This window comes from Paenibacillus sp. FSL F4-0243, assembly GCF_037963295.1.
GTDB lineage: Bacteria > Bacillota > Bacilli > Paenibacillales > Paenibacillaceae > Paenibacillus_AQ.
In genome coordinates this window covers 6,246,407-6,262,845 of sequence record NZ_CP150151.1, presented here as the reverse complement: position 1 = coordinate 6,262,845, position 16,439 = coordinate 6,246,407, and the positions used below count along the sequence as shown (strand labels likewise).

Genomic DNA, 16,439 nt, shown 5'->3' with positions numbered 1-16,439 from the left:
GATGGGATACCCAGAGGACATTGATATTTTTCAAGAAAAGCTAAATAAAAAAGCAAACGGTGGTAGCTACGTCATCGAAGAAAGATTACCGCTTGTAAATGGCATGTACAGTGGTGGTCTCGCACATGACAACATCAATAATCAGACCATCGCAGTGTACACAGGGTCACAGTATTCTGGGATTGAGCTACGCAATTTTACGGTGTCTTTTCCGGATGAGGCGCCATGGCGGCGGTTGATTAAGATTTTTGCTGATGTGCCAGAGGTGTATGTGACTTACGAAACTCCTGGCGATACGGTGGAAGCAGAGGATATTAACGGTTTGCAGGTAAGTCTTTCTGCTGTTCAAACTGAAATTGAACGGTATAAGAACAAGGGCCAGATTGACGGGGGATCATTTAGAAGAGAGGTGTAAAATGGCGCAAAGTATACAAATAAAGAGGGGCACGAAGGCGGAACTAACGAGTTATGGAGTGTTGAAGGTGGGCGAACTTGGTTTTTGCACTGATACTAAGGAAGTCTATATCGGTGACGGCACATCTAATTCCATGGTCGGCAGGGCGCTTTCGGGGCCAGAAGCCTCGCGGCCGGTTGCGGGAGTAGTTGGTCGTTTGTATTACGTGACTACGGGTGCGAATAGTGGATATTTATATTTTGATGATGGGGCAGCTTGGCGGCGGGTGAATGCGCAGAAGCTTAGCGATCTGACGGGTACAATCGACGATATCGCTGATGGAGCAACATATGCGAAGGTGCTTAAAGCGGATATTAGTGCGGGGCATATCAACAAAGTATCAGATGGTACGAACGTAAAGACTGCCGCTGAGATCAAGACTCACATTGACGATGTGGCCAAGCACCGGACGATCAATGATGCGGGGACTACGATTACAGACTTGTGGTCTGCGCAGAAGATTAAAAATGAAATTGAGCTGGCCAAGCATAACATCGAACCGCAAGCGTCGGTAAAAGATCAGAACCTGCTGGCTCCACCAGCCAGTCCGGTTGAGGGTGATCGATACATTATTCCAGCTGGAGCAACCGGGGCATGGGCGGGGAAAACGAATCAAATCGTGGAGTACCAATCTGCTGCTTGGGTATTTTATGTTCCTGCCGTAGGCTGGACCGCTTACGTCGATGATGAGCAGAAGATTTATAGCTGGAATGGCAGCGCATGGGTTCGTACGGGTGGTGCATTACAGACCATTACAGCTGGAAACGGACTGATTGGTGGTGGTCAGGCCGATGCTGTGACGCTGAATATTGGTGCAGGCAATGGGATCACGGTTACTGCAGACGCCATTGCGGTTACGGCTGGAAAAGGGATCTCCGTGGACGCGGTTGGTGTAGCAGTAAGTGTGGATGGAAACAGCATTGTTTACGACGCAGCGAACGGCAATAGACTTACCGTAGCCAGTATTGATGGCGGAACATTCTAGGGGGCGGGACAATGGCTCTAAAAACATTGATTCAAATACGCCGCGGCTTGGAAAGTGCGATTGGAGCACTGGCTATTGGTGAGCTTGGCTATTGTACAGACAGTGGGAAGCTATATATCGGTTCTGCTGCTGGGAATGTCTTGCTAGTTGCGGCACAAAGTACCGGGGACATGCTGAAAAGTATTTACGATACGAATAACAATGGCAAGGTGGATTTCGCGCAACAAGCGGATAGTGTAGCTTGGGCGGGGGTAGCGGGTAAACCAGCAGTGTTTCCTCCGGCGGCGCATACACATGATTATTTGCCCAAAGGCCCCCTAACCTGGAATCAACTGAAGGGGGTGTAGAGGATGAGTTACGGCAGCTCTTTATACAGCGAATTGCAATATTCGGCAGATAAAGATTCGAGCCATCCGGGTGAAGTCGAAGCGCCTGATCTAATGCAGTATTTGTCGGATTATTATAAGGATGTTCGTGAAATGGAGAAGCTTCAGGAGACCATCGGGCTAGAAATTGGTGGACTGAAGGTAGGCACTATAGATGTACTGGATCAGGCGTTTATTGAAACGGCAACGGTAAGTCTTGGACGTTGGGAGGCTGAGCTTGGACTAAATATTGATTCATCCAAGTCATATGCCACACGCCGAGAGATGATTAAGGCGAAACTGCGTGGAAACGGGACGACAACGCCGGAGATGATCCAGCGGACGGCGTCCGCTTTTTCAGGTGGTGTGGTTGAAGTTAAGGAAGTGCCCAATGAGTATCGTTTTGAGATTCATTTTGTGAGTACGTTGGGCATTCCTCCCAATATGGCAGGGTTGATTCAAATCATCGAAGAGATTAAACCTGCGCATTTGGCTTATGAATTTGTGTTCAGCTATACGTGGTGGGACTCCGTTAAGGTTTTGACTTGGGAGAGTGCTCACAATAAAACATGGAACGAATTAAGAACTTATAGATAGGAGAGTGACACATGCAAACCACAGGAAATTTGGGCTTAAAGAAGCCCGAGGGAACAGATATCGTTGATATTGCCGATCTGAACGGGAATATGGATATCTTGGATAATGCTGTTAATGGCAAGGTTGATAAAGTTACTGGCAAACAGCTGTCTACCAACGATTACACCGCTGCAGAGAAAACAAAGCTAGCGGGCATTGCTACAGGAGCGACCAACTATACTCACCCAGCTACTCACCCACCAGCTATTATTGTTCAAGATGCGAGTAATCGGTTTGTTACGGATGCTGAAAAGACAGCATGGAATGCGAAAGAGACTCCTGCTGGCGCTCAGGCAAAAGCTGATGCAGCGGTAGCGGCGGTAAAAACGGACTATATTCGTCAGCCGGGATATGCTGCAACTAGCGGCACAGCTACAGCTTATAGTGTAGTCTTAGCCCCAGCCCCTACTACAACACCGGATGGATTTGGTATCACTATAGTTCCGCACGTAACCAATGGTGCAAGCCCTACGCTCAGTGTTAACGGACTTGCAGCAGCGCCTCTTAAAGATCAAAAAGGCGTAGCGTATACAGCAGGAAAATTGCTAGTTGGCAAGCCTTATACGTTCCGGCGTGTGGGTACGGATTTTTTGGCAGATAGCGCGGGTGGCTCTGGTAATGCGGTAGCAGGAGATATTCGCGCAGGGAAAACGGCGGCAACAGACGCAGGGGATATTACAGGGACACTCCCGGTTCAAACTGGTGGTACGGTGACTCCGGGAGCAACGGCAGTCGTCAAGCCAGCAGGGATTTATGATGCGGCGATCACTGTCGCAGCCGTTACAGTTCCAGCGGCTAAGGTCCTGAATGATACCACGATTGCCGGGACGAAAGGGACTATCCCAATAGCGAATCCAGTAGCGAGTACCCATTGGCCTGCCCCTGAGGTCTCTTACGGAGCATACTCAGGTGATGGTATTCCATATTTGTATTTAACTGCTCCGAATGGTCACTATCTAAATGGTGTCAATTGGGTTAGATATCGTGAACCTAATTTCAACCCTGCATACTACCGATCAGATGTAAACATGTTCGGTCAACAAGGAGCTATGCCCGTTATCAACGATGCGGCTGATCCAGCAACAGGTATTGGAATTTGGGGTGATGGCGGCTTAGCTGTATATCCAAGAGAGGGCTACAGAAAAGGCGGCGCTGGTGCAGGAGAGATTAAAGTACCTTTGGATTTGTTGAGGACTGCCGTCCCATTGTACCCTCAGTATATAGCGGCAGGCGTCAATATGTTTAATGTTATTGGAACATTGCAGCCTCGATTATACGCAGCAGGAAGCGGTAATCTTGCGGATTACGTGCAAGTTAGTGATTATGCAACTAATGATAACTGGGGAACTTATAGTTTGACTGTAACGGGATTGGCATTTAAACCTCGTGTGGTAAGGATTATAACTGGCAAGAGTATGTACGCATTTTCGGTATATGCTAGGGGTATAAATCCTAGTGGAATAAACGGTCAAGATGGACTCACCACCATGCACACAGGAAGTAATAGATTTGTACAAATTTGGACGCCAGCCGCACCCGGAATTGTATGGGCTTCAGACAATGGCTTCAGATTACCAGCTGGTGGAAATGAACCCGGATTAGCTGTTTCATGGGAAGCGTGGGGATAAGAAAGGGGAATACTAATGGATATAGGCAGAAAGATTTATTACGATAAAGCTACAGGAACCGTCCTAGTGGATACTGGAGAACGTTCCGGTTTAGTGGTAGAAACGACGCAAGAACAGGATTTTGAAGCTTACAAGGCACTAGCGGAGAGAACACCGGAATCAGTAGGAGTTCTAGAACTAGAGTATGGTGAGTACCGCGAAGACTTTGGACGAACTAACGGGTATTGGGTCAATCCAAAGACATTAGAGATTGAGTTTAGCTATCCAGATCCTAATGTCGATCCTGTGCAGCCACAAGAACCAGTATTTCAGAAGCCTTTGACCGAAAGGATCAAAAATGTTGAATCAGAGAGTGCTGGCATGGCACTCGAACTAGCAACGACTCAATATCGATTGGATCAAGCAGAGCAAGAACAGGCAAATCTACTTCTGAGTCTCGTGGAAGGAGGTGTACTATAAATGAACTGGTACGCACTGATTAAGCGATACTTTGACGCAGGTTTGTATACGGGAGAACAGGTACAGGTATTTGTTACAGCCAAAAAGATAACGACTGAACAAGCTAAAGAGATTACAGATAGCGCCATATAGTAGGCGTTTTAATTTTGCCCTCGTAGCTATTACGGGGGCTATTTATATTGATCAATAGATAGAGAGGGGAGTTGTTATATGTCTGTAGGGGGAGTCAATCCAGAAGGAGGGACCGGAGGTGCAGTCTTGGAGAATCGTATGGAGGATGTTGAAAATCGTCTGTCCGGAATGTCCGATGAGTTGATGCGCTTCGGCGCAGAACACGCCACATTTAGCACAGAGCTACGATTGCTTAAAGAGAAGCAGTCCAGGCACGAGGAAGACGTAAAGCAGATCAAAGAATCCACTATCGAAATGAAGATACAATTTAACGAGATTATGAGGCGTTGGGATACTTTGGACTCACGTGTGTTCCAGCTATTGCAACAATCTCAGACGGACAGCAAGAGCGAACGAAAAGTGTTTGTTGATCTACTTAAATACGTTCTGGCTGGTACTATCTTTGCTATTATTGTTTTTTTATTTAAAGGAGGGGTATAGATGCTCACATTGTCCCAAATCAAAGAAAAATCAAGTAGACGTCTAACCAACCTACACCCCATAGTCCGTTCCGCTGCTACTGCTCTAATCGAACGTTGCTACAAACTCAACATCTCCATTCTCATTACGCAAGGACTTCGCACAATAGCCGAGCAAGATGCTCTCTATGCACAAGGGCGTACTAAACCTGGAGCGATTGTTACCAATGCGCGTGGCGGGTATAGCTACCACAATTTTGGATTAGCCGTAGATTTTGCTCTTTTGCTGCCGAATGGATCGAGTGTGTCGTGGGATATGCGTCTGGACGACAATAACAACCAGATCGCGGATTGGCAGGAGGTTGTAAAAGAGGCCAAGGCACTTGGATTTGAGTGGGGAGGCGATTGGACGAGCTTTAAGGACTATCCACATTTTCAAATGGCATTTGGCTTAATGCTCACACAGTTACGTGCAGGGGCAAAGCCCTCAACATCTGCGGTGGAGTCAGCGTATAAGGTCATCAATCGGAAGGAGGAAGAAGAATTGAAGGGTGATATTTTTGCCGTCGTAAAAGTTAACGGGGTTAAGGTTGCAGATGGAGTGCTTGAAAAAGGCATTACCTACGTTCCCGTTCGTATTATTGCAGAAGCGCTAGGCGCACAAGTAGGTTATGATTCCGCCACTAGGACGGTTGAGATTAAAAGTACTCACTAAGGAGGTATCTATCATGGAAACTAGAGAGATTTTAGATGATGTTATGGCGTTTGCCTCTATATTAGCTGTATTCGTACTTGCTTTAGTTCAATTGGTCAAAAATAGTATCAACATCCCCCGTAATGCAGTCCCAATTATCGGACTATTAATAGGTTTGCTCATCGGAGCGGCAGCGTATCCTTTTACCGATCTGGATATCGTTCTTCGCCTTTGGGCTGGGGGGCTGGCTGGTTTATCTGCGACGGGGTTGTTTGAGCTAGCTTTTAAGGATCGCCCGGGGACTACGAAAGAAATAGATAATAGGTACGAATCATAAAAAAAAAGGGCTGTTCCATAACGTCTGAATAGACCTAAGGAAGAGCCCCATTATTTTTTTACGAGATTACATAGTTATGCTTCAGAACGAAAGCGTACTTCCAGGCAGCAAAGAGTACAGCCCTGCAAACCCTTCTCCTTCTAATATAGAAGTGACATGATCAATATGCGATTTGGGAGCATGAACCAGTACCGATCGGCGGCTGGGAACCGTTTGGAGCATTTCTCGAATGTCCGGTAAGCCTTGGTGGACTTTATAGCGAATGAGTGAGATTGTGCATCGCATGTCGCTAGATTCTTCTACTATAGAATGTTTAACGAGACGGTGCCCGAAACTACCTGCCGCCAAATGTCCCGTGAAAATCACATGGTTGTCAGGAGAAGCAGAGAGCTGGTGAAAATACTCTTGTGCTTTTGCCGACTGCATCATTCCGTCATTGGTAAACACGATTGAGCTCTTGAGATTCAACAATGCCTTTGCACGTTCCTCTGAATTAGATACAATGCACAAGTTCTTTCTATTAAAAAGCATATTAACGCGCTGAATAGCGCCCTCTTTCAGCCATTCGGTCTTATCGCTCAGACCTCTTAAAGGTGCTACGAGCTCTTCTTCGACGATCAGCTGATCATCCGGGAAACACTCGCTTGCCCATACGATTAATTCCTGGCTTCTGCCATGGATAGGCACCGGAAGGAGGATTGACCCCCTTTTTTGCAGAGTGTTACAGATCGCTGACTCTAATTGCTGTAACTTTACAAGCTGCTCATCAGGATCCGCGCCGTATGCGGCATCGATAATGGATAGATCGACGACATCTTTAGCTCCGGCTTCCATAATCGTTGGTGAATCTGCCATGAGCAGCAGCGACTCCTTCGTATAATCCCCTGAGAAAAATACGATTGTTCCGTCCCATTCGAGGATCAGCCAAACCGAACCTGCTAAATGTCCGCTTCGCCCCCATTGTACTCGAAGATTAGGTGCAATCCTCAGCCAAGTCTGAGGGGGGATATGCTCCTCCAAATACATGAACTGGATAGATTGCTTATCTATTTCTCCATAAGGTAATGATGCGGACTGAGCAGCCACGTATTTATCCCATGCTTCGAAATAATCGGGAAGCTGTTTAACGGTAGCTTTCGTTGTCCATACCTTACCTGAATATCCGTACTTATATAGTAGGGGAAGTGCTATGGAATGATCCTCATGCGCATGGGACAGAAACACTGCCTGCAAATGTGGGATGATGTCTGTATCAAGCAGGGGGTATTCACCTGGACCTTCTTTTTTGACACCACAATCGAGTAGAATACCAGATTGCCCATCTTTGTTCTGCAAAAGATAGGAGGAACGGCCATGCTCTCCGGCCCCTCCCCAAATCGTTAGTGTGCTCATCGTTGTCTCCGCTTTCTATCTGGGCTTAAATATTCTAATACTAGTAGTAATATAGTGGTAACGCCGACAGAGATTACTGCCATGGCCATCCCCATCGCTACAGCACCTTGTTCAAACTGGGCAAAAATATAGGTCGCCGATGTCTGCATTGAAGGTGGAAGAATGAGTAAGGAGGCTACCAGTTCCCGATTGGAAATGGTGAAGGTCATCATCCATCCAGCCACCATCCCCGGTAGAATGAGTGGGAGCAGGATACGGCGGAACACATAAAGCTTGCTTCCTCCGAATACTTGTCCCGCTTGAATAAGGGAAGAATCGATCTGCCCATAGCTCGCTTTTACATACTGAACAGTGTAGGGGATGAATAGTACAACGTAGGTAAGCACAACCATCCAGTAGGTATTATAGAGCGGAATAGGCATCCAGCGAGCATTCCATAGCAGGATTAGCCCTACTACAATTACAATTCCAGGAACTGTGTTGGGAAGTAGGCTGAATAGATCTGTAATTTTCTGCTTGAATGTAGCTCCTTTTCCTACAGTTAAGGCAAACCAAGTCCCAAGAATAACTGCGATACTGGAAGCAACGATGGCTAATGTGAAGCTATTTAATAAGGCCTCAAGACCTTGAGAACCCGGTGATAGCAGCTCTGCATAATGTTTTAAGGTTAAATTGCTCCAAGATACGCCTTCTCCTCGCAGCTTCAATAATGAGGCTGTTATGATTGAAAAATAAGGAATGCCGATAGATGCTAGAAGTAATAGAACAACATACCCCCAACTAAGAACCCCTATGATCCCCGTACTTTTATAACGTTTGGTGCGAGTCCCTTTTCCGCCAATTAGGCGATAAGAGAAGCGACTGCTAATTAGAGTCTGGATGTACCACATGACGAGACAAACCCCGAGCAGCAAGGAAGCTAGTGAAGTAGCCTTTCCAAAATCTATTGGCCAACTAGAGATATACTTATGGATCTCAGAGGTCAGAACGTAAAAGCCGATCCTACGACCAAAGGTCGCAGGGGTACCAAATTCGGCAATCGTTTTGACGAAGATGAGAAGAGCTCCAAGCCCATAGCTGGATAATAGCAAGGGAATGATTACTCTTTTAAATCTGTAAAAGAACGGAGCACCATGAACAGAGGCTGCTTCCTCCAGATTGCCTCCGATCTGCAAAAGCGCATTACGCAGCAGTAAATACAGGAAGGGGAATAAATGCAGGCTCATGATCAGCACCATCCCTCCATAACTAAAGAAATACGGAGTCAGCACGGAGGAAGCGGGCAGAAACAGTTCCATATACCCACCCGTTTGCATAAATAACATCCAACCCATTGAACCAATGTATGGCGGAGTCATAAAAGGGATTAGTAGCACAACATCCAGCCAATTATGATGCCCTAAGTCCGTTTTAGCCATAATCCAGGCCAGAGGTAGTGCAAATAGCGTAGTTAGTAGAATAACGCTTACCCCGAGCCCGATAGAATTCAGCAGTACCTCAACCAGATCATGACTACTCATAATGGTTCGTAGTGGCGCGGCTATATCCAGCTGCTCATTGGGATAGATACTGGTCCAAAAAATGAGCAGGAGTGGCAGCAGTACGAGCACTGTCAGTATAAATAAAGCAAGTCCGCCGCTCACCCATTTAAATGAGCGTAAAGAGTTAATATTCATTACGCTTATTTAAAAATTTGTGTGAAGGTCGAGGAAACTTCATCACTATGTTCGTTCATCCATTCCCATTTCACATCAAATGTCTTAATTTCATCAAGATTCGCACGATTCTCTGCTTTCACATCGGTTCTGCCTGGCAATAAGTAGGCTTTAGCAACTAACGCTTGAGCTTCATCAGATAGAAGATAGTCGATAAAAGCTTTGGCATTATCTACATTCGGGCTTGTCTTAATAATCGCAGCCGGGCGAGGGCTGATCACTGTTCCTTCAGCAGGGTAGACGATATCTACAGGCTCTCCATCAGCTTTTGCCTTATAAGCCATATAATCTACACCTGAGGCAACGACGGATTTAGCACCGGTAATAACCGGATCAAGTGCCTCCTGATTGGCGCCCGCCATCGCTACACCATTGCTTTTGTATTGTTTAAAAAGATCCCAACCGCTGTCCCCTTTAGCGCTTAAATATCCAGTTACGAAATCTAGAGCCGAGCCAGATAGCGAAGGATCTGGAATATTGACGGTTCCTTTCCATTCCGCTTTAGTGAGATCATCCCATGAAGTCGGAGGTGTGCTAACTTTTTTAGTATTGTAGACAATCCCCAATGCGGATGCGCTATAGCTAAAATAATTGCCATCTGCTGTGTCTGACCAATCGCTAACGAGCTTATCTGCATTAACCGCCTCTTTATATGGAAGTAATAATCCATCATTCTTCATCCCTTGCATGGACGGAAGGGAGGCAAGAACAACAACATCGACTACTGGATTGGACTTCTCTGCTTCCATACGGGCTAGTATTTTTCCAGTAGTGCCTTGGAACATTTCGACCTTCACACCGGTTTTGGCTTCAAAGCCGTCTTTAATTTTATTGGCTAGACCTTCAGGACCTGCGCTGTAGACGACAAGACTGCCACTCAGAGCTTTCTCTGTGGGTTGTGGTGCTTCAGTTTGAGCTGTAGTGTTAGCGTTTGAAGTTGGATTGCTTGCGTTAGCAGCAGGAGTGTTAGTAGAGCTACAGCCGGCTAGACTCGCTCCGATTATAGTTGTTAGAAGAAGTGTGCTAAGTCCTTTAGTGTTATTCATTGATTTCAATGTGAATGCCTCCCTAATATTTTTTGCATCTTGCTGCATGGAACAGCATCATACGAGCTATTCCATGCAGTGGACGCTTAATTCAGATGATGGATCTGGTGCTCTGAAGCGTAGACCTGGATCGTTTCTCCAACAGGTAGACGTTGATCATGATAAGCGGTCCAAGTAGTTCGGTTCTCCATGTCCAGAATGACCTCATAGCGATCACCCATATAGCTCACATGTCGAATCGTCCCCGTAAATGGAAGAGAGGAAGCATCCTCCTGAGACCAACGTAAATGTTCCGGACGAAGCATTTGCTTATCGGGAACGATCCAGTTGGATTTTCCAATAAAATGAGCTACAAAAGGATGATTGGGTTTCTGATAAATCTCCTCAGGAGAACCTGTTTGTAAAATAGTTCCACCTTGCATCACGACCACTTCATCTGACATAGACATCGCCTCGGTTTGATCATGGGTGACATATAGAGCAGTAATACCCATGTTCCTCACCAAGGAGGTTAACTCAAGCCTCATTTCATCTCGCAAGACTGCATCCAGTGCACTTAACGGCTCGTCGAACAATACGAGTTGGGGTCTAGTAACTACAGCTCTGGCAAAAGCAACCCGTTGCTGTTGTCCACCTGACAGCTGATGGGGAAAGCGTAGCTCGAGTCCTTCTAGTTTTACGGATCGAAGGGCTTGCTGAACCCTAATCCGTAAATCCTTTTTCTGCTTAGAGGCACGAAGTCCGAAGGCGACATTCTCGAAGACAGTTAAATGCGGCCAGAGCGCGAAATCTTGAAAGACCATGCCAAAGTTGCGGCTATGGATGGGGCGGCTAATTTTTTTGTTGCCTGAGAAAATAAACTCGTCATCCATTAGGATTTCTCCAGCATCCGGTGTTTCTAGCCCAGCAATCAGACGGAGTAGTGTCGTCTTTCCACAACCTGAAGGACCGAGTAATGTCGTAAAGCTTCCAGCGGGAATCTTCAGATCTGCAGCCTTCAAGGCATGCACATCTCCGAATTTCTTTTCCAATCTGTGGATTGTAATTTCCTTCATCTCTATCTACCTGCCTGTTCTTAAGCTTGTTCTTAGTGTAAAGGTAAAGAATTCCCGCTATATTTGCTGAATGTAACTGTGATATTAACTTTTTTGCCGATTTATTTTAACATTCATAGAATTCTTCTATGTTACCGTTTAGTGAATAGGCGAGGAGTGGATGATAATGAACCTTAATTTAATCAAGCTGGAAATCGTAGAATTGCTAAATAAACATAAGAAAATAACTACAGTAGCCGATAAACTCGGACTGAAGCAGCCCACCGTTACGTACCATTTGAAGAATTTAGAGCAGCAATTGGGGGAGAAGTTATTTGAATCCAGAATGGATAAAATGATTCTTACGGAGAGTGGAAAAGCATTTCTTCATTATGCGACTAAAATCAATGCACTAGCTGCAGAAGCGGAGCGGGTTGTAAAAGAGTTCAGTCAGGCGGGGCGGGGAACGCTTAAGATTGGTGCCAGTTACGTTCCAGCTACTTATATTCTTCCGAAAATATTGGGGCTGTTTGGAGAACAACATCCGGGGATTACGATCTCTTTATCGGTTAAGCCTTCCCCTGTAATCAAAGAAATGCTGGCTAGCCATGAGATTGACCTTGGTATTTTGTCTACAGAATCTTTTTATCTACCAGATCTGCATACTCAAGCCTTGTGTGAGGACGAGCTCGTGCTTGTTTTTTCGCCATCTCATGAATTTGCCTCATTTTCTAATCTAAATCCGGCTATGATTGCTTCAGCAAGTTTTATATTACATGACAAGGAGTCGAGTACACGCCAACTGACGGATAAATGGTTTGAGCGTGAAGGGAATGAACCGAGGACCTATATTCTACTGGATTCACTGGAGGCCATAAAGCAATCGCTTATGAGTGGAAAGTACGTTTCGTTTATATCGCGTCTTGCTGTGGAGGATGAGGTAGCCAGAGGAAGATTGCTAATGCGCACCATTCCAGATTATAATTTTCAAAGACATATTTATTATTCGTATAATCGCGATCGTCATTATTCTCCGCTTATTGGCCTGTTCATCGATCAGATTCGAACGCTCCGTATTTAAATACACATAATGAAGGTATGCTAGAGCCATTATATATAAGAAAGAATACATAAAATATAAGGACTGTATAAATTGAGAAATTGGTGTATAATCTTAGATACTGTGTCGCTTTACAGCGCAAAATAGTTGGAGATTTTCACACAGTTTTATTGTATGATATGAGGAAAGCTTTAATAGGCGATTTTTAGACAGACAATAATTAACACATTGATCCGGAAGAGAATGGGGGGAGCAGCATGACCGAACTTACGACTACCGTCAGCAAAAGCAACTCTAACAATCTGCTGCGACGGGACGTACGGTTCTTGGGGAACATTTTAGGAGAGGTCTTGGTTCACCAAGGCGGTAACGAACTACTAGAGATCGTGGAGAAAATTCGCGAAACCAGTAAATCGCTGCGCTCACTATTTTTACCTGAACTGCACAGTGAATTTAAGGAGTTAATCAATTCTTTGGATCCAGAGAACCGTCATCAGGTAATAAGAGCGTTCGCTATTTATTTTCAGCTCGTGAATATTGCCGAACAGAACCATCGGATTCGCCGCAAACGTGACTATGAACGTTCAGCTGGGGAGACAGTCCAACCCGGTTCTATAGAAAGCGCGATTAAAGAGCTTCGTGAACGTGATTTCTCTCATGAGGAAGTTAACGAGATTATTGCAGGATTATCTCTGGAACTTGTAATGACGGCACATCCAACGGAAGCTATGCGCCGTGCTATTCTCGATATTCATAAGCGGATATCTGATGATGTTATGGGTCTGGATAACCCTACCTTAACCTTCCGGGAGCGTGAACAGCTCCGTGAGAAGCTGTTAAATGAAGTGATTACGCTATGGCAAACGGATGAACTGCGTGACCGTAAGCCTACCGTACTCGATGAAGTACGTAATGGGATGTACTATTTCCATGAGACGATCTTCCATGTATTGCCCGATGTTTATCAAGAACTTGAACGTTGTCTCAGTAAATACTACCCAGGGCAGAATTGGCATGTACCAACCTACTTGCGTTTTGGCTCATGGATTGGTGGAGACCGTGATGGTAACCCTTCGGTAACTTCTACAGTTACTTCACAAACCTTGCGCATGCAGCGTAAGCTGGCGATTCGGGAATATCAACGGATTATGCGTGAACTCATGAAATATCTAAGCTTTAGCACAAGTATTGTTAAGGTGACGCCTGAGCTAGTAGAATCCATTGAAGCTGATCGTGAGATCATTAATCTTGGCAAGATGGAAGAATGGCGCAATGATAATGAACCTTACCGTATTAAGCTTAGCTATATGATCTCCAAGACACAAAATGTTCTGGATGATGAGAAAAAAGATACTCTTGAGCGTTATTCTACACCTGAAGAGTTTATCGATGATTTGAACGTGATTGACCGCAGCTTACGGCATCACTATGCCGATTATGTGGCCGACACTTATATTAAGAAATTGATCCGCCAAGTGGAGCTGTTCGGTTTCCATACGGCGACACTTGATGTGCGTCAGCACAGTCAAGAACATGAGAATGCTATGACTGAAATTTTGGCGAAAATGAACATTACGCCGGATTACTCCAAACTGTCTGAAGATGAGAAGATTGAGCTACTGGAGAAGCTGTTGAATGATCCACGTCCAATCACTTCTTCTTATCAGACGTATAGTGAGGGTACAGAGGAATGTCTTGCAGTGTACCGGACGATCTTCGCTTCGCAAGAAGAGTACGGCAAACAATGTATCACTAGTTATCTGATCAGTATGGCAGAAGCGGCAAGCGATATTCTGGAGGTTATGGTCTTCTCCAAAGAGGTAGGACTATTCCGCAAAGATAATGACGGTACAGTCGTATGTACGCTGCAAGCTGTGCCACTTTTTGAAACGATTGATGATTTGCATGAAGCACCACAAATTATGAATAGATTGCTCAGCATGCCTATCTACCGCGATGCAGTAAGAGCAATGAATGATTTGCAGGAAATCATGCTTGGATATTCAGATAGTAACAAAGATGGCGGCGTGGTTACAGCTAACTATGAACTGCGTGTTGCTCTGAAAGAGATTACAGCTACAGCCGATAAGTTCGGAATCAAGCTGAAGTTCTTCCACGGTCGTGGTGGAGCGCTCGGCCGTGGCGGCATGCCGCTTAACCGCAGCATTCTGGCTCAGCCAGCTTCGACGATTGGCGGAGGTATTAAGATCACCGAGCAGGGAGAAGTTATCTCCTCCCGTTATTCGATGCAAGGGATTGCTTACCGCAGTCTAGAGCAAGCGACATCTGCGCTTGTGACTGCAGCGATCAATGCGAGAATTCCACAAGCGGATTTATATGAAGAGAAGTGGGAAGAGATTGTTGCCCGTATCTCTGAAGTTTCGCTTCACAAATATCAGGATTTGATATTCCGTGATCCGGACTTCCTGACTTATTTCAAAGAATCTACACCTCTGCCTGAGGTTGGAGAGCTTAATATTGGTTCACGCCCTTCCAAACGGAAGAACAGTGACCGCTTTGAAGACTTGCGTGCAATTCCGTGGGTATTTGCGTGGACACAAAGCCGTTATTTGCTTCCAGCGTGGTATGCTGCTGGAACCGGACTGCAGAGTTTCTATGAGGGTAAGGAAGAGAATCTGAAGATAATGCAGCATATGTATGAGAACTTCTCATTCTTTACTACACTGATAGATACGCTGCAAATGGCTATTTCAAAAGCGGACCTGATCATTGCTAAGGAATACGCCAGCATGGGCAAGAACGAGGAAGCACGTCAACGGATCTTTGGCCAGATTGAAGATGAATTCAAACTGACCTCTGAGTTGATCCTGAAGATTACTGGCCAGCAGGATATCTTGGATAACGTTCCTGTGATTCAGGAGTCGATTAGACTCCGCAATCCTTACGTTGATCCACTTAGCTACCTGCAGGTTCAATTGCTATCTGAGCTTAGAGCGCTCCGTGAAGTTGACGGAGACGATAGCGAATTGCTTCGCGAAGTATTGCTTACCATCAATGGCATTGCCGCTGGTCTTCGGAATACCGGCTGATATAGTCTTAACACAAAAAGTCCGCCCTTTATCGGGGCGGACTTTTTGTGCTTGTATAGGAAATTACGATAGCAGAATCATAGATGGAAAATAAAGCGATGCGCGGTGGCAAACGCGTTATGGACTTTGCCAGAAATGAGTGCAAAGGACGCACGAAAGGAGCGCCGAGCTCGTGTTTATTTGCTTCTTTATAGGAGTTACTATCTGCTCGCACACATAAACATTTTTAAGTTTCATATTTCTCTGCTTCAGGGTCAAAATGCTGAATTAAAGGGAATTATTACCCGTAAATCGGTATTTTTAAGTCATTTCGATAAAATATAGGGGATTGTTCCCTTTATATTAGCTGAATTTGGTGTAATTAATTGAAATTGGCTAATATACAGGGAGAAATTCCTTATAACTTGGTCATAAAACAGCTGTGACCTAAGTTATAGGGAGGTTTTCCCTATAACTCGTTCCATCAAAATGAAATCCTAAATTTACACTGGAGTTCTTACTCGCCAAATCACCGAAAAGCCTGCGGAAAGTATAACAATGTCTGCTCCATATGCGACAAATTTAAACTAACAGAAGCCTATTCAACCGACGGGGTGATTTTGTTGCTTAATACGAGCTACTTCGCTCATAAACTAAATATTGTGCTGCGAAGTGATTCTTTTGTCCTGAAAAATATTGTGGTGCTTTGCCCAATATTGATCTTTCAGGCCCTACCCAAGTAACCGAGATGTAAGCGAAGGTAAATAGTGTGGCACTTATTATTCAGGTGATGGAGCAGCGTAGAGAATGTTTGGAACTGTAAGAGCGTTAGCGATCGCCTTTATTGTCAGATTTCTACCGCAAGTAGCGGTTTTAAATCAGGAAATCTGACAATATCAGCGACCGGAAGTCCAAATATTTCTCGAAGCTGCACTTAATCACCTATACCAAGTTGTCCAGTTTTTAACTCAGTTTACAGAGAAGGTTACAATACAATCCTTGATTTTTACACAAA

General features: G+C 45.2%; 16 protein-coding genes. 12 read left to right on the top strand and 4 right to left on the bottom strand.

All coding sequences use genetic code 11. The annotated features are described in order from the left end of the window. The first annotated feature begins 1 nt into the window (after position 1). The 10 genes from NSS87_RS27700 (at position 2) to NSS87_RS27655 (ending at position 6,148) form a co-directional block, all read left to right on the top strand. Positions 2–415 (top strand): phosphoglucomutase, encoded by a 414-nt coding sequence (locus NSS87_RS27700; RefSeq protein WP_339243617.1) that lies wholly within the window; start codon positions 2–4, stop codon positions 413–415. 1 nt (position 416) lies between these two features. After that, entirely contained in the window at positions 417–1,439 is a 1,023-nt protein-coding gene (locus NSS87_RS27695; RefSeq protein WP_339243616.1) for a DUF2793 domain-containing protein, read from the top strand. Between the two features lie 11 nt (positions 1,440–1,450). Then, a complete protein-coding gene (locus NSS87_RS27690) occupies positions 1,451–1,786 on the top strand; it encodes a hypothetical protein (RefSeq protein ID WP_076300996.1) in 336 nt (111 codons plus the stop codon). 3 nt (positions 1,787–1,789) lie between these two features. Continuing rightward, a complete protein-coding gene (locus tag NSS87_RS27685) occupies positions 1,790–2,401 on the top strand; it encodes a putative phage tail protein (protein WP_339243615.1) in 612 nt (203 codons plus the stop codon). 11 nt (positions 2,402–2,412) lie between these two features. Then, entirely contained in the window at positions 2,413–4,068 is a 1,656-nt protein-coding gene (locus tag NSS87_RS27680; RefSeq protein ID WP_339243614.1) for a hypothetical protein, read from the top strand. Between the two features lie 15 nt (positions 4,069–4,083). Further along, positions 4,084–4,527 (top strand): hypothetical protein, encoded by a 444-nt coding sequence (locus tag NSS87_RS27675; RefSeq protein ID WP_339243612.1) that lies wholly within the window; start codon positions 4,084–4,086, stop codon positions 4,525–4,527. Beyond that, complete coding sequence (locus NSS87_RS27670; RefSeq protein ID WP_339241483.1) at positions 4,528–4,659, top strand: XkdX family protein; 132 nt, start codon at positions 4,528–4,530, stop codon at positions 4,657–4,659. Positions 4,660–4,737: 78 nt separating this feature from the next. Further along, positions 4,738–5,139: a hypothetical protein gene (locus tag NSS87_RS27665; RefSeq protein WP_339243610.1), complete on the top strand. Its 402-nt coding sequence runs from the start codon at positions 4,738–4,740 to the stop codon at positions 5,137–5,139. Next, a complete protein-coding gene (locus tag NSS87_RS27660; protein ID WP_339243608.1) occupies positions 5,140–5,832 on the top strand; it encodes a M15 family metallopeptidase in 693 nt (230 codons plus the stop codon). A 13-nt stretch (positions 5,833–5,845) separates the two neighbouring features. Next, a complete protein-coding gene (locus NSS87_RS27655) occupies positions 5,846–6,148 on the top strand; it encodes a holin (RefSeq protein ID WP_339243606.1) in 303 nt (100 codons plus the stop codon). A gap of 81 nt (positions 6,149–6,229) precedes the next feature. Here the strand turns inward: NSS87_RS27655 and NSS87_RS27650 are convergent, their stop codons facing one another. The 4 genes from NSS87_RS27650 to NSS87_RS27635 form a co-directional block, all read right to left on the bottom strand. Beyond that, the gene (locus NSS87_RS27650; RefSeq protein WP_339243605.1) at positions 6,230–7,540 is read right to left on the bottom strand and encodes an MBL fold metallo-hydrolase; all 1,311 of its coding nucleotides are present in this window, start codon (positions 7,538–7,540) and stop codon (positions 6,230–6,232) included. Next, positions 7,537–9,216, bottom strand: coding sequence for an iron ABC transporter permease (locus NSS87_RS27645; RefSeq protein WP_339243603.1), 1,680 nt, complete (start codon positions 9,214–9,216; stop codon positions 7,537–7,539). Before NSS87_RS27645 ends, NSS87_RS27650 begins: the two co-directional genes overlap by 4 nt. Before the next feature lie 5 nt (positions 9,217–9,221). After that, positions 9,222–10,301 (bottom strand): ABC transporter substrate-binding protein, encoded by a 1,080-nt coding sequence (locus NSS87_RS27640; RefSeq protein WP_339248683.1) that lies wholly within the window; start codon positions 10,299–10,301, stop codon positions 9,222–9,224. 86 nt (positions 10,302–10,387) lie between these two features. Then, positions 10,388–11,356, bottom strand: coding sequence for an ABC transporter ATP-binding protein (locus NSS87_RS27635; protein ID WP_234537508.1), 969 nt, complete (start codon positions 11,354–11,356; stop codon positions 10,388–10,390). A gap of 166 nt (positions 11,357–11,522) precedes the next feature. Here NSS87_RS27635 and NSS87_RS27630 point away from each other — a divergent pair, with 166 nt between their 5' ends. Next, positions 11,523–12,416, top strand: a complete 894-nt coding sequence (locus tag NSS87_RS27630) for a LysR family transcriptional regulator (protein WP_042192084.1) — start codon at positions 11,523–11,525, stop codon at positions 12,414–12,416. A gap of 236 nt (positions 12,417–12,652) precedes the next feature. Next, positions 12,653–15,445, top strand: a complete 2,793-nt coding sequence (ppc, locus tag NSS87_RS27625) for a phosphoenolpyruvate carboxylase (protein ID WP_076285561.1) — start codon at positions 12,653–12,655, stop codon at positions 15,443–15,445. Positions 15,446–16,439 lie beyond the last annotated feature (994 nt).

What these genes read in the sequence shown, in the direction of transcription:
- NSS87_RS27665 (WP_339243610.1), top strand. Translation starts at nt 4,738, where the DNA reads ATGTCTGTAGGGGGAGTCAATCCAGAAGGAGGGACCGGAGGTGCAGTC.
- NSS87_RS27670 (WP_339241483.1), top strand. Translation starts at nt 4,528, where the DNA reads ATGAACTGGTACGCACTGATTAAGCGATACTTTGACGCAGGTTTGTAT.
- NSS87_RS27700 (WP_339243617.1), top strand. Translation starts at nt 2, where the DNA reads ATGGGATACCCAGAGGACATTGATATTTTTCAAGAAAAGCTAAATAAA.
- NSS87_RS27695 (WP_339243616.1), top strand. Translation starts at nt 417, where the DNA reads ATGGCGCAAAGTATACAAATAAAGAGGGGCACGAAGGCGGAACTAACG.
- NSS87_RS27645 (WP_339243603.1), bottom strand. Translation starts at nt 9,216, where the DNA reads ATGAATATTAACTCTTTACGCTCATTTAAATGGGTGAGCGGCGGACTT.
- NSS87_RS27630 (WP_042192084.1), top strand. Translation starts at nt 11,523, where the DNA reads ATGAACCTTAATTTAATCAAGCTGGAAATCGTAGAATTGCTAAATAAA.
- NSS87_RS27675 (WP_339243612.1), top strand. Translation starts at nt 4,084, where the DNA reads ATGGATATAGGCAGAAAGATTTATTACGATAAAGCTACAGGAACCGTC.
- NSS87_RS27655 (WP_339243606.1), top strand. Translation starts at nt 5,846, where the DNA reads ATGGAAACTAGAGAGATTTTAGATGATGTTATGGCGTTTGCCTCTATA.
- NSS87_RS27660 (WP_339243608.1), top strand. Translation starts at nt 5,140, where the DNA reads ATGCTCACATTGTCCCAAATCAAAGAAAAATCAAGTAGACGTCTAACC.
- NSS87_RS27685 (WP_339243615.1), top strand. Translation starts at nt 1,790, where the DNA reads ATGAGTTACGGCAGCTCTTTATACAGCGAATTGCAATATTCGGCAGAT.
- NSS87_RS27680 (WP_339243614.1), top strand. Translation starts at nt 2,413, where the DNA reads ATGCAAACCACAGGAAATTTGGGCTTAAAGAAGCCCGAGGGAACAGAT.
- NSS87_RS27635 (WP_234537508.1), bottom strand. Translation starts at nt 11,356, where the DNA reads ATGAAGGAAATTACAATCCACAGATTGGAAAAGAAATTCGGAGATGTG.
- NSS87_RS27640 (WP_339248683.1), bottom strand. Translation starts at nt 10,301, where the DNA reads ATGAATAACACTAAAGGACTTAGCACACTTCTTCTAACAACTATAATC.
- NSS87_RS27690 (WP_076300996.1), top strand. Translation starts at nt 1,451, where the DNA reads ATGGCTCTAAAAACATTGATTCAAATACGCCGCGGCTTGGAAAGTGCG.
- NSS87_RS27650 (WP_339243605.1), bottom strand. Translation starts at nt 7,540, where the DNA reads ATGAGCACACTAACGATTTGGGGAGGGGCCGGAGAGCATGGCCGTTCC.
- ppc (WP_076285561.1), top strand. Translation starts at nt 12,653, where the DNA reads ATGACCGAACTTACGACTACCGTCAGCAAAAGCAACTCTAACAATCTG.